The sequence below is a fragment of the Komagataeibacter ossonobensis genome, assembly GCF_057359305.1.
On record NZ_JBXAYQ010000016.1, the window covers coordinates 14,915 to 27,525 of the forward strand.

The following is a 12,611-nucleotide window of genomic DNA, read 5'->3' on the forward strand; positions in this document are numbered from 1 at the left end:
GTCAAACAGAAACTCGCGATCGCTGGAAACCGCAACCAACATAGATGTAAAACCCGGCCACAGTCAATGTTGGACAAACACATACCCGCCATTTGCTAAATGATTAGGTATCGGAATATTATCTGCCCAACGTATTGAAAGAATTACTTATTCAGCGGCGACCATGTCGGATCGGACGCGCTGCCCGCCGGCAATGCCCGTTCATGGAAGCCGGTAATGTCAATTGTACTGATCCCTGTTGCAAATCCGGCACCATTGCTGCCCGCCGAACTCTGGCGGCAGAAAGCCAGTACGCGGCCATTGGGGCAGAATGTCGGGCTTTCCACCGTAAAGCCCTGCGTCAGGATCCGCTCCCCCGTTCCGTCAGGCGCCATGACTCCCAGCGAGAAGCTGCCATTGGCAATGCGCGAAAACGCAATCAGGTCGCCACGGGGGGACCAGACCGGGGATCCGTAATGCCCATGGCCATAGGAAATCCGTTTCGCATCACCGCCGGCAGCACTCATGATATAAAGCTGCGGCGAACCGCCACGGTCGGAGTTGAAGACGATCTGCGACCCGTCGGGACTGTAGGACGGACTGGTGTCAATCGCTCCGGATGACGTGATCTGCCGCCGCGCCATCGTCGCCAGATCCACCGTATAGATGTCCGACCCGCCACCACGCGTGACCGACAGGACCACGGAACGCCCGTCCGGGGAAAAACGGGGGGCAAAGGAAATACCCGAGAAGTCGCCCAGCAGTCTCTGCTGTCCGGTATTCAGGTTGAACAGGTAAACACGCGGCCTGTAGTTGGCATAGGACATGAATGCCAGTTCACTATTTGCCGGGTTGAAGCGCGGCGTCAGCGTCAGCCACTGCCCGTTGGTCAGGTAGCGGCTGTCCGCCCCGTCCTGATCCATGATGGCCAGACGGGTGGTCTGGTGCGCGCGCGGGCCGGAACGGGCGATATAGGCAATGCGGGAATTGAAATAGCCCTGCTCACCCAGCAGGCGGCCATAGATCACATCGGCAATTACATGCGCGATGCGACGCCAGTCCTGGGCCGCCGCGGTATAGGCCGTGCCCTGGATCTGCTTGCCGGTCACGACATCCCACAGGCGGAATTCCACCCGCAGGCTACCACCCTGGTCCATGACCTTGCCGGTCACGGCCGCGCGCGCGCCCATGGACTTGTAGCTGCCGAAATCGGGCGTGCCCTGCGGCATGCTGGCGCTGATGGGACGGAACAGGCCGCAATTCGCCAGATCAGCGGAAATTACATCCGTGATCTGCTGCGCGACACCACTACCCAGCGAGGGCAGGACAATGGGAATGGGGGCGGTGCGGGCCTGGTCCACCGTAATTTCGGCATCGCCCGCCTGCGCATGGGCGGCACCGGCGGCAAACAGCGGCGTGGCCATCAGGCCACCGGCCACACCCGCCCCCATGAAACCGCGACGGCCGAAAGCCGCGGCCAGCCGGTCGGCATCATCATCTGGAATCAATGGCTTTACGCTTGACGTCATTTTCATCTCCCCGTCTTCGTCCCCCTGTTCTCAGGGACGGAATACGAATTTCAGTTGCCGGGTCTGGCCCAGAAGGTTCTGCGGAATGGGCAGTTTGGCACAGGTGGGGCTAAGCACCGCATCACGCGCACGTTCCGCCAGTGCGCGATAGGACGGGTCCGACGCCATCTGCGCCTGCGTCTGGGGGGCGAATTCCACCAGGCGCGCCGTACCCGTCTCATCTACCGTCACAACCAGATGCGCCACGAACTGGGCATAATTACGCGCAGCCGTATCTTCCGAATAACAGCGGCGGACGGAATTGCCGATCGCCTTCTGCTGCGTTGCATTCAGCGCACTGGTGATGTCCCCGTCCGGCGTCCCGCCGCCATCCGGCGCACCGCCCTGCTGCGGGTTGGGTCGCGCCTTGGGCGGATGGGTCTGCTTCTGGTCCGCGCGGAATGCATCCAGCGTGGCCAGCAGGGAATGCGTATCAGGCACGTGCTTCTTCGCCTCATTAGGCTGCGTCGTGCTTGACTTCTCCTGCACCTTGGGTGCGGCCGTCGGGTCTGGCTGGGCTGAAGGCGGCACAGGGGCGTGGGCCTGTGCCGGGGCAGCCTTGGCTGGCGTGGGCGGCAGCTTCACCGCATCGGGTGAGGGCTGCTGTTCACGCGGTGGCGTTGGCGCGTCGGGCACGGGCCTGGGCGCCTGCTGCGGTGGCGGCATGGGCGGCGGCGGCGGTGGCGGCGGGGCCGCTTCCTCATTGGGTGCCTTTTCGGGCGGGGTGGGCGCGGGCGGCGCCTCCTGCCTGACCGGCGCAGGCGCGGGGGCGGGCTTGGGTGCCGGCTTGTCGCCCTTGTGCGGGGTGGACGTGCCGGTATCGGCCGCGAATTCCATCTCGATCGTGGGCGGCGGTGGCGGCTCCTTAGGAACCGGCACCGGCATCCGCAGCAGCACGGCAAGCAGCAGTGCGACATGCAGCCCGCCCGACACAATGACGGAACGCCGCATGAGGATACGTTCGGAACGACGCGGTGGCACCACGATCAGACGGCTCCCGGTATCAGGTTCAGCTTAATGGCCGCCGGGCGGCTGCTGCGCCAGCAACGCCACGTGCGTAAAGCCACCTGCCGTGATCTGGCCCATGATCTGCATCACCCGGCCGTAGTCAATGTGGGAATCCCCGCGCACGAAAATGCGGTGTTCACGGTCATTCTGGGCCGCCGCCCTGAGCTGGTCCACCAGCTGGTCGGGTGAGACGGGTTCATCACCCAGATACAGGTCGCCATTGGACCGGATCGAGACGGTAATCGGCTTGGTATCGGTATTGACCGGGGCGGCATCCGTCTTGGGCAGGTCCACGTTCACGCCGCTGGTCATCATGGGTGCCGTCACCATGAAGATGATGAGCAGCACAAGCATCACGTCAACCAGGGGGGTGACGTTGATTTCCGCCATGGGCCGCCGCTTGCGCCGGCGTCCGCGCAGGTCGCTCAGGCTTGCCCCCATGATCACGCACCCCTTTCTTCGGACTGGCGTGACAGGATGGCGGCGAATTCGGTGCCGAAGGCATCCAGCCGGTCTTCGAACACACTCATGCTGTTGCTGATCACGTTATAGGCGATCACCGCCGGGATGGCCGTGACAAGGCCGATGGCAGTCGCGAACAGGGCTTCCGAAATACCAGGGGCCACGACGGACAGGTTGGTATTGTGCATCGCCGCGATCGAGCCGAAGGCATGCATGATGCCCCACACCGTGCCGAACAGGCCGATGAACGGCGCCACCGGCCCGATGGTGGCCAGGAAGATGATCCACCGGTTCAGGCGGTCCATTTCACGCGTGATGGTGATGGCCATGGCGCGGTTGACGCGATCCTGCACCCCTCCATGCACCAGGTCGATGCCGGCAATGCGCGATGAACGTCGCCATTCCCCCATGGCGGCACCGAATACGGCGGCCATCGGGTGCACGGGCTTCGCGCCATCGGATTCATACAGGTCATCAAGGCTGCCGCCGGCCCAGAAGCGTTCCTCAAAATCATTCGCCTGCCGGTTGATCCGGCGGACAGTCGTGAATTTGTCGAAGATGATTGCCCACACAATCACACTGCAGGTCACCAGGCCAATCATTACCAGCTTAACGACAATCGACGCGTGCATGAACAACGCCCACATCGACAGATCACCTGCTGCAGCGCCCAGATTCGCCGCGTTAACCGCTTGGTCCAAATATACCTCCTGCCCACCTTGACCGTTCGCACAAACACGAAACTTGCCCCTTTAGCAAGTCACGGCCAACCCGCTTTCCGCACAGCCTTGCGTCCCGGTCAACCCATGGCACGAAAAGCACATGCAGACTGCATGTCTCCGTCTGGCTCAGGCCACGAGTTCGCGTAAAAGATCACGCCATCGCGGCGGAAATCGGGCAGCACGCCCATCCTGCGCGCGAACGCAGGCCAGACGGACATCCAGCGATCCGCACCCCAGACCCCCATTCCCATCCACGCGATGGAAATCCTGCATGAGCCGGCAGCTTGCCGCCCCGAGGTCCGTCAGGCGAGTCGTGATGCGCACGATGTCATCCAGCCGCAGTGGCGCGCGGTAGTCGATGGCGGCATGCCGCACCACGAAGGCCAGACCGTAATCGGCCAGCAGGTCGGACGCCGCCTGCCCCTGTGCGCGGATGGCTTCCGTGCGGGCGCGTTCCGCCAGCGCAAGGTAGCGGGCGTGATAGACGACGCCCCCCGCATCCGTATCCTCGTAATAGATACGGAAATCGATATTATGTTCCACCATTCAGTCATCCCCCAGCAGGTCACCCTGTCCGGGCGTGCGGGCGGGGGGCTGCAGCCCGAGATGGCGCCAGCCCCGTTCGCCCAGCATGCGCCCCCGGCTTGTCCGTAGCACAAGCCCTTCCTGAATCAGGTAAGGCTCGATCACATCCTCGAGCGTATCGCGCGCTTCGGCCAGGGCGGCCGCCAGCGTTTCAACCCCCACAGGACCGCCATGGTGGTATTCCGCGATGCGGCGCAGGTAGCGGCGGTCCATGCCATCCAGCCCCATCGAATCGACTTCCAGACGCGACAGCGCGGCATCGGCCAGCACCCGGTCCACCGGCCCGCTGCCCGCGCGCGCCACGGCGGCGAAATCTCGCACCCGGCGCAGCAGCCTGCCCGCGATACGCGGCGTACCACGCGAACGGCGGGCGATTTCCTCCGCCCCTTCCGGTGTCAGGTCGAATTCCAGCTTGCGTGCACCGCGCGTCACGATCTGGCACAGTTCTTCCGGGGTATAGAACACCAGCCGCAGCGGAATGCCGAACCGGTCCCGCAGCGGGGTGGCCAGCAGGCCCGCGCGCGTGGTGGCAGCCACCAGCGTAAAGGGGGACAGGTCGATGCGCACCGAACGCGCGGCGGGCCCTTCGCCAATAATCAGGTCAAGCTGGAAATCCTCCATCGCCGGGTACAGCACTTCCTCAATGGAAGGGTGCAGGCGGTGGATTTCATCAATGAACAGCACGTCGCGCGGCTGCAGGTTGGTCAGGATCGCGGCCAGATCCCCCGCGCGCTGGATCACCGGCCCCGATGTGGCGCGGAAGCCGACGCCCAGTTCACGCGCCACGATCTGCGCCAGCGTGGTCTTGCCCAGTCCCGGCGGTCCATGCAGCAGCACATGGTCCAAGGCATCGCCGCGCTGCCGTGCGGCGGCGATGAAGATGGCCAGGTTTTCGCGGCTGGCCTTCTGGCCGGTAAAATCATCCAGCGTCTGGGGCCGGAGCGAACCTTCGTTGCCGTCTTCCTCCCCCCGTCGGGCGTCGATCTCGCGCTCGGGCTGTTCGCTCATCGGGCCAGTTCCTTCAGCGCATCACGGATCACGACATCCAGATCGGCCTTGCCATCCATCCGGTCAATGACCCGTTCCACCACCGGCTGCGCTTCCGCCCGGCGGAAGCCAAGCCCGGACAGCGCCAGCAGCGCATCCGCCGCGATGCTGCGTTGCGTCGGCACGGTAATGGTTACACCCGGCATCACATTGCCCGCGGGTGCGCCCGTGGGCATGCCTTCACATTTGTCACGCAGTTCGGTCACGATACGCTGGGCCAGACGCGCGCCCACGCCCCCCGCGCGGGTCAGCATGGTCTTGTCGCCCCCGCCAATGGCCACCATCAGGTCAGGTGGCGGCAGGACGGACAGGATGGCCAGCGCCACCTTCGCCCCTACCCCCTGCACGGTCGTCAGCAGGCGGAACCATGAACGCTCCGACGCCTCGGCAAAGCCATACAGCAGGATGGCGTCTTCACGCACCACGGTTTCCACCAGCACCATGGCCAGTTCCGGCGGCTGCGGCAGGACGGCCAGCGTGCGGCTGGAGGCCTGCACCAGATAGCCGACGCCGTTTACGTCAATCACGCAGCGATCCGCTTCCACCTGCGCCAGCAGGCCACGCAGCTGCGCGATCATGCCATCCTCGTCGCATTGGCGATATGGGCGGCGCTGGCACGATGGTGGGCATGGCATATGGCCACCGCCAGCGCATCCGCCGCATCCGCACGCTTGAGCAATGCCGTGGGCAGGATACGGCGGACCATCATGCTGACCTGTTCCTTTGTCGCCGCCCCGGTGCCGACCACGGCGCGCTTGACCGTCTTTGCCCCGTATTCGGATACGGGAATATCCAGCAGCATCGGCACCAGCAGCCCCACGCCACGGGCATAGCCCAGCTTCAGCGTCGCAGACCCGTTGCGGTTGACGTAGGTTTCCTCCACCGCCGCTTCATCGGGGGCAAAGTTGCGGGCCAGTTCCAGCAGCGCATCATGCAGGTGGCGCAGGCGTTCGGGCACACTCAGGGCCGAATCGGTGGCGATCACACCATCGGCCACGTGGCTCAGCCGGTTGCCCTGCGCCGTCACGACCCCCCAGCCGGTAAAACGCAGGCCGGGATCAATGCCAAGGATGCGGACCACCGGCCGGATCAGGCCGACAGCTTTTCGGCCACGTCGTCCGGCACGTCGAAATTGGCGTATACCGCCTGCACGTCGTCATGGTCTTCCAGCGTGTCGATCAGCTTGAACACGCTGCGCGCCTTGTCCTCATCCAGCTCGACCGTATTGCCTGGCCGCCAGTCGAGCTTGGCCGAAGCGGGTTCGCCAAAACGGGTTTCCAGCGCGTCGCGCACGGCAAAGAAGGATTCGACCGGGCAGCTCACTTCATGCATGCCGTCCACGGTCTCGACATTCTCGGCACCGGCTTCAAGGCCGGCTTCAATCAGGTCATCCTCGCTCGCCGCATCCAGCGGATAGGTGATCACGCCCAGACGGGTGAACATGAAGGACACCGAATTCGTCTCGCCCAGCGAACCGCCATGCTTGGAAAACGCCGCACGGACATCGGACGCCGTGCGGTTGCGGTTATCCGTCAGCCCTTCCACGATCACGGCCACGCCGGCCGGGCCGTAACCTTCGTAACGGACTTCCGTGTAATCATCACCACCGCCAGCGCCCGATGCCTTCTTGATCGCGCGTTCGACCGTGTCCTTGGGCATGTTGACTTCACGTGCGGCCGAAATCGCAGCCCGCAGGCGCGGATTCATGGCCGGGTCGGGCATGCCCTCACGCGTGGCCACGGTAATTTCACGAATGACCTTGGCAAACTGCTTGGCCCGCTTGGCGTCCTGCGCGCCCTTGCGGTGCATGATGTTCTTGAATTGGGAATGACCCGCCATCGTTCGTCCCTGATCCTGTTTCGTCTATCGTTCTTGGCTTGCCCGGAGGCGGCTGGTCAGACCAGCCGCCCGTGGCAGTGCTTGTATTTCTTGCCCGACCCGCAGGGGCAGGGCGCATTGCGCGAGACCTCGCCCCAGCTGGACGGGTCATCGGGCATGACCGCGGCCCCGCCAATGGGCGTCGCCATGGATGGGTCCGGCTGGCGGCCCGTCGCATCGGGCATGAGACCCGGTCCCGGCTCATTCTCCAGCCCCGGCACTTCGGGGTCGGAATGGATTTCCGCAACACCGGCAAAGGGGTTGTCGATCGGCGGTGGCGCCATTTCCACCCGTGCCATGGTCGACGTCACGCGCACCCGCAGGTGGTCCAGCATGGCGTGGAACAGCTCGAACGCCTCATGCTTGAACTCGTTCAGCGGGTCCTTCTGGCCATAGGCGCGCAGCCCGATGCCCTGACGCAGCTGGTCCAGCGCAAGAAGATGTTCCTTCCATACCGCATCGAACGTGGTCAGCAGCACCTGCTTTTCAACATAGCGCATGACGGACGGGCCGAAATTGGCAGCCCGGCTGGCCTGTGACTGCGCGGCCGCCTGCTCGATCCGTTCGGCAACGACCGTGCCGTCCACGCCATCTTCCTTCGCCCATTCCGCAATCGGCAGGGTCAGGTTCAGCGTGGTCTGCACATCCTGCGCCAGTTCATCCTTCAGCCACTGTTCGGGGAAGGATTTTTCGGGAATGCGCCGGGCCACCATGTCGTGGATCACGTCTTCACGCATTTCGGTGATGATGGGGGAGACATCCTCCGCCGCCATGTATTCCCGGCGCTGGGCATAGACTTCCTTGCGCTGGTCATTCATCACGTCATCGTATTTGAGCGTGTTCTTGCGCATGTCGAAGTTGCGGGCCTCGACCTTCTTCTGCGCACGCTCCAGGGCCTTGTTGATCCAGGGATGGACGATGGCCTCCCCTTCCTTCAGGCCCAGCTTCTGCAGCATGTTGCCCATGCGGTCGGTACCGAAGATGCGCATGAGGTCATCTTCAAGCGAGATGAAGAAGCGCGAATTGCCCGGATCGCCCTGACGCCCCGCACGGCCGCGCAGCTGGTTATCGATACGGCGGCTTTCGTGCCGTTCGGTACCGATGACATACAGGCCACCCGCCTTGCGTACGATATCGTGGTCGCGGGCCACGCTCTCGCGCAGTTCCTGCTCGCTGCGGGCATGTTCTTCGGGATCCTCGATCCCGGCAAGGCGCTGGTGGATCAGCATGTCCACATTGCCACCCAGCTTGATGTCCGTGCCACGCCCGGCCATGTTGGTGGCGATGGTGATGGCGCCGGGTGCGCCGGCCTGCGCCACGATCTCGGCCTCGAGTTCATGGAAGCGGGCATTGAGCACGTTGTGCTGGATACCGTGCTGGCGCAGCAGGGAGGAGAGGTACTCGCTCTTCTCGATCGACGTCGTGCCCACCAGCACCGGCTGGCCGGATGTCTTGCTGATGTCCTTGATCAGGCTGGCGACCGCTTCGTATTTCTCCCGTGCGGTCAGGTAGACCTCGTCATCGTCGTCCTTGCGCGCGACGGGCAGGTTGGTCGGGATCTCGATCACGTCGAGCTTGTAAATATCAGCGAATTCGTCCGCTTCCGTCATGGCCGTGCCGGTCATGCCGGACAGGCGGGGATACATGCGGAAGTAGTTCTGGAACGTGATCGAGGCCAGGGTCTGGTTTTCCTGCTGGACCTCGACATGTTCCTTGGCTTCCAGCGCCTGATGCAGGCCGTCCGAATACCGGCGGCCTTCCATCATGCGGCCGGTGAACTCGTCAATGATCACCACCTTGCCGCCGCGCACGATGTAATCGACATCGCGGGTGAACAGCGTATGCGCGCGCAGCGACTGCTGCACGTGGTGGATCACTGCCACGTTGTTGCTGTCATACAGGCCGCCTTCGTGCAGCACGCCCGCGCCACGCAGCAGTTCCTCGACCTGCTCCGCGCCCTTTTCCGTCAGGATGACAGAGCGGAATTTCTCATCCTTCTCGTACGCTTCCGGGTCGGCCACCAGGGCGACCATTACCTCATCCACCGCGCGGTACAGGTCGGAACTGTCCTCGGCGGGGCCGGAAATGATGAGCGGGGTGCGCGCCTCATCAATCAGGATCGAATCGACTTCATCGACAATGGCGTGGTGGAAGGGCCGCTGGACCATGTCCTCCACGCGGTACTTCATGTTGTCGCGCAGGTAGTCGAAGCCGAATTCGTTGTTGGTGCCGTAGGTTATGTCGGCACGGTAGGCGGCGCGGCGTTCATCCTCGGGCATGTTGGGCACGACCACCCCCACGCTCAGCCCCAGGAATTCATACAGCTTGCCCATCTGGTCGGCATCGCGGCTGGCGAGGTAGTCGTTGACGGTCACGACATGCACGCCCTCGCCCGCCAGCGCGCTGAGATAGACGGCAAGCGTCGCGACAAGGGTCTTGCCCTCACCGGTGCGCATTTCCGCAATCTTGCCATCATGCAGGACCATGCCACCAATCAGCTGTACATCGAAATGCCGCATGCCCAGCACGCGCTTCGAGGCCTCGCGGCAGACGGCGAAGGCTTCGGGCAGCAGGGTATCCAGCGTTTCGCCCCTGGCAAGGCGTTCACGGAATTCGGGCGTCTTGGCCGCAAGGGCCGCATCGTCCAGCGCCTGGACCTGGGGCTCAAGCGCGTTGATCGCGGGCACGCGCCGCTGGTACGATTTCAGCGCCCGGTCATTGGCGGTTCCGAACAGGGCGCGGGCAATACTGGCGAACATGAAGACCTTCCCGGAATGGCATTCCCGCACGCCCGCGACGGACCGGCGGGGGCGGGGGCAGGCTTGGCGGATAAAATTCTCGCGCGGAGACATGAGATAGGACCCACGCCGCCAACGGTCAACCGATGGACCGCAGCGCCATGGCAAAAGCGGGGGAAAACGGCCATATCGCATCCGGCCCTTGCAGGCTGGGCCGCCCTTCGTCATGATGCCTGCCGAACGCGTTCATAACTAGGGTTTTTTGCACATGCGGACTATCAGTCCGGCAAAGGCTGTCGCAACGATGGCCCTGCTTGCTTCCTCTTTCATTGTCCCTCCTGCATTCGCGGCGTCACCCGCCCCGGCGCCCGCCCCCGCGGCGGCCAAGCCGGGCGCGCCTGCGACAGCGGACCAGAATCCGCTCCTCGCCACGGTGAACGGGCAGGACATCCGCCTCAATGACGTGCGGCAGGCCATGGCCACGATGCCCGAGCAGCTGCGCAAGCTGCCCGACAACATCATCGTGCCGATCCTGCTCAACCAGCTTGTGGACCAGCGCGCCATCCAGGTCGCGGCCGCCAAGGCCGGGCTGGACAAGCAGCCCGACGTCCAGCAGCAGATGCAGCAGGCCGCACAGAATGCGCTGCAGAATGCCTATCTGTCGGCACAGGTCGCGCCCACGCTGACCGATGATGCGGTCAAGGCGTATTACGACAAGAACTACGCCAACAAGCCGGGTGCGGAAGAAATCCACGCCCGCCACATCCTGGTGCAGACCGAGGCCGAGGCCAACGACGTCATCAAGCAGCTCAAGGCCGGGGCCGACTTTGGCCAGCTGGCCACCAAGCTGTCCAAGGACCCCGGATCGGCCAAGCAGAATGGCGGCGATCTTGGCTGGTTCAAGAAGGGTGACATGCTGCCGACCTTCTGGGATGCGGCATCGGCCATGCAGCCCAACACCTTCAGCCAGACCCCGGTTCACACCCAGTACGGCTGGCACGTGATCCAGGTGCTGGGCAAGCGCACCGCGCCGACGCCCACGCTGGAGGCAACCCGCGACCAGATCCGCCAGAAGCTGATCCAGGAAGGCGTGCAGAAGGCTGTCAGCAACGCCCTGTCGCAGGTCAAGGTCGTGCGCTTCGGCCCGGACGGCAAGCCGCTGCCTGACCAGCCCGCGGCCCACTGATCTAATGGTTATGGCGCGGGCGGGCATGCAGCCATGTTCCCGTCCGCGCCCTCAAGATCATATTCATTCCCTGTTTCCCGCTGTCATCCGAGGATCCTGACCGACCATGGCCCATGCCCTGCCCGTCTCCCCCCTTGCCCGGCCAATGCCTGAGCTTCCGCCCGTGGCGGGCGTGCGTTTTGGTGCAACGGCAGCGGGCATCCGTTACAAGGGACGCACCGATCTGGTGATGGCGGAATTCGCGCCGGGCACGACGGTGGCAGGTGTCTATACCCGCAGCAAGTGCCCCGGCGCGCCGGTGGACTGGTGCCGCGCCGCGATGGCCGATGGCCGTGCGCGCGCACTGGTGGTCAATGCGGGCAACGCCAATGTCTTTACCGGCCGCGCGGGCTTCGAGGCGACGCAGGCCAATGCGGCGGATGCGGCGCGACTGGTCAATTGCGCGGCGAGCGAGGTCTTCCTCGCCTCCACTGGCGTGATCGGTGAAATCCTGCCCTACCAGAAGATTTCAGCCGCCCTGCCCGGCCTGTACGCCACCCTGTCCGATGACGGGTGGGCGGATGCCGCCCGTGGCATCATGACCACCGACACCTTTCCCAAGGCCGCGACCCGCACGGCGCGCATTGGCGACACGACGATCCGCATCCAGGGCATTGTCAAGGGTAGCGGCATGGTCGCGCCGGACATGGCGACCCTGCTGGGCTTCATCGCGACCGATGCGAAACTGCCTGCCAGCGTGATCCAGTCCCTGCTGACCGATGGGGTCAACCGCAGCTTCAACTGCATTACGGTGGATTCGGATACCTCCACCTCCGACATGATCCTGCTGTTCGCGACGGGGCAGGCCGGCAATGCGGAAATCGGGGATGCGCAGTCGCCGCATCTGGTGGATTTCCGTGATGCACTCGATTCCCTTCTGCTGGAACTGGCCCTGCTGGTCATCCGCGACGGGGAAGGTGTGACGAAGATGATGCACATCACCGTCACCGGTGCGGTATCCGACGAATCAGCCCATCGTGTGGCCATGGCCGTGGCCAATTCCCCACTGGTCAAGACCGCCGTGGCGGGGGAAGACGCCAACTGGGGCCGCGTCGTCATGGCGGTGGGCAAATGTGGCGAACCCGCCAACCGCGATACGCTGTCGGTCGGCATTGGCGGGACATGGATTGCCCAGAATGGCACCGTCGTGCCCGATTATGATGAAACCCCCGTTGTCGCGCACATGCGCGGGCAGGAAATCGAGATCGCCATCGACCTGGGACTGGGCAACGGCACGGCGCAGGCATGGGGCTGTGACCTGACGCACGGTTACATCGACATCAACGGGTCCTATCGCAGCTAGGCCATGACGGGCGCCTGATTTCGGACGCCCGCTTTTTTCCTGTTCCGTTGCGCACGCAGCGATGGCATTGCTGTGCGGGTATACCCATCACGTCTG

The 12,611-nt window shown here is 64.1% G+C and carries 12 protein-coding genes; 2 read left to right on the forward strand and 10 right to left on the reverse strand.

Translation table 11 applies throughout. The features are described from left to right. Window positions 1-143: 143 nt before the first annotated feature. The 10 genes from tolB to secA form a co-directional block, all read right to left on the reverse strand. Window positions 144-1,508 carry a Tol-Pal system beta propeller repeat protein TolB gene (tolB, locus tag AC1RQ9_RS10415; RefSeq protein WP_485986812.1) on the reverse strand — a complete coding sequence of 455 codons (1,365 nt, stop codon included), beginning with the start codon at window positions 1,506-1,508 and terminating at the stop codon, window positions 144-146. 30 nt (window positions 1,509-1,538) lie between these two features. After that, complete coding sequence (locus AC1RQ9_RS10420) at window positions 1,539-2,531, reverse strand: energy transducer TonB (RefSeq protein ID WP_485986813.1); 993 nt, start codon at window positions 2,529-2,531, stop codon at window positions 1,539-1,541. A 30-nt stretch (window positions 2,532-2,561) separates the two neighbouring features. Continuing rightward, entirely contained in the window at window positions 2,562-2,996 is a 435-nt protein-coding gene (tolR, locus tag AC1RQ9_RS10425; protein ID WP_193732791.1) for a protein TolR, read from the reverse strand. Between the two features lie 2 nt (window positions 2,997-2,998). Beyond that, complete coding sequence (tolQ, locus tag AC1RQ9_RS10430; protein ID WP_227672621.1) at window positions 2,999-3,664, reverse strand: protein TolQ; 666 nt, start codon at window positions 3,662-3,664, stop codon at window positions 2,999-3,001. Window positions 3,665-3,865: 201 nt separating this feature from the next. After that, window positions 3,866-4,285, reverse strand: a complete 420-nt coding sequence (locus tag AC1RQ9_RS10435) for a YbgC/FadM family acyl-CoA thioesterase (protein WP_010509098.1) — start codon at window positions 4,283-4,285, stop codon at window positions 3,866-3,868. After that, the gene (ruvB, locus tag AC1RQ9_RS10440; RefSeq protein WP_193732793.1) at window positions 4,286-5,332 is read right to left on the reverse strand and encodes a Holliday junction branch migration DNA helicase RuvB; all 1,047 of its coding nucleotides are present in this window, start codon (window positions 5,330-5,332) and stop codon (window positions 4,286-4,288) included. Continuing rightward, entirely contained in the window at window positions 5,329-5,949 is a 621-nt protein-coding gene (ruvA, locus tag AC1RQ9_RS10445) for a Holliday junction branch migration protein RuvA (protein ID WP_193732794.1), read from the reverse strand. Before ruvA ends, ruvB begins: the two co-directional genes overlap by 4 nt. Further along, window positions 5,946-6,452, reverse strand: a complete 507-nt coding sequence (gene ruvC, locus AC1RQ9_RS10450; protein WP_193732795.1) for a crossover junction endodeoxyribonuclease RuvC — start codon at window positions 6,450-6,452, stop codon at window positions 5,946-5,948. The genes ruvA and ruvC overlap by 4 nt, the downstream gene beginning before the upstream one ends. A gap of 8 nt (window positions 6,453-6,460) precedes the next feature. Next, window positions 6,461-7,210, reverse strand: coding sequence for a YebC/PmpR family DNA-binding transcriptional regulator (locus AC1RQ9_RS10455; RefSeq protein WP_485986816.1), 750 nt, complete (start codon window positions 7,208-7,210; stop codon window positions 6,461-6,463). Between the two features lie 56 nt (window positions 7,211-7,266). Then, entirely contained in the window at window positions 7,267-10,008 is a 2,742-nt protein-coding gene (gene secA, locus AC1RQ9_RS10460; RefSeq protein WP_485986817.1) for a preprotein translocase subunit SecA, read from the reverse strand. Between the two features lie 283 nt (window positions 10,009-10,291). Between secA and AC1RQ9_RS10465 the strand changes: the two genes are divergently transcribed. Both AC1RQ9_RS10465 and argJ read left to right on the forward strand, forming a co-directional pair. Further along, on the forward strand, window positions 10,292-11,173 hold the full coding sequence (locus tag AC1RQ9_RS10465; protein ID WP_193732797.1) for a peptidylprolyl isomerase: 882 nt from the start codon (window positions 10,292-10,294) through the stop codon (window positions 11,171-11,173). Between the two features lie 106 nt (window positions 11,174-11,279). Next, on the forward strand, window positions 11,280-12,515 hold the full coding sequence (gene argJ, locus AC1RQ9_RS10470; RefSeq protein WP_485986818.1) for a bifunctional glutamate N-acetyltransferase/amino-acid acetyltransferase ArgJ: 1,236 nt from the start codon (window positions 11,280-11,282) through the stop codon (window positions 12,513-12,515). Window positions 12,516-12,611 lie beyond the last annotated feature (96 nt).

What these genes read in the sequence shown, in the direction of transcription:
- ruvB (WP_193732793.1), bottom strand. Translation starts at nt 5,332, where the DNA reads ATGAGCGAACAGCCCGAGCGCGAGATCGACGCCCGACGGGGGGAGGAA.
- secA (WP_485986817.1), bottom strand. Translation starts at nt 10,008, where the DNA reads ATGTTCGCCAGTATTGCCCGCGCCCTGTTCGGAACCGCCAATGACCGG.
- AC1RQ9_RS10465 (WP_193732797.1), top strand. Translation starts at nt 10,292, where the DNA reads ATGGCCCTGCTTGCTTCCTCTTTCATTGTCCCTCCTGCATTCGCGGCG.
- AC1RQ9_RS10435 (WP_010509098.1), bottom strand. Translation starts at nt 4,285, where the DNA reads ATGGTGGAACATAATATCGATTTCCGTATCTATTACGAGGATACGGAT.
- tolB (WP_485986812.1), bottom strand. Translation starts at nt 1,508, where the DNA reads ATGACGTCAAGCGTAAAGCCATTGATTCCAGATGATGATGCCGACCGG.
- tolQ (WP_227672621.1), bottom strand. Translation starts at nt 3,664, where the DNA reads ATGTGGGCGTTGTTCATGCACGCGTCGATTGTCGTTAAGCTGGTAATG.
- argJ (WP_485986818.1), top strand. Translation starts at nt 11,280, where the DNA reads ATGGCCCATGCCCTGCCCGTCTCCCCCCTTGCCCGGCCAATGCCTGAG.
- tolR (WP_193732791.1), bottom strand. Translation starts at nt 2,996, where the DNA reads ATGGGGGCAAGCCTGAGCGACCTGCGCGGACGCCGGCGCAAGCGGCGG.
- AC1RQ9_RS10455 (WP_485986816.1), bottom strand. Translation starts at nt 7,210, where the DNA reads ATGGCGGGTCATTCCCAATTCAAGAACATCATGCACCGCAAGGGCGCG.
- ruvA (WP_193732794.1), bottom strand. Translation starts at nt 5,949, where the DNA reads ATGATCGCGCAGCTGCGTGGCCTGCTGGCGCAGGTGGAAGCGGATCGC.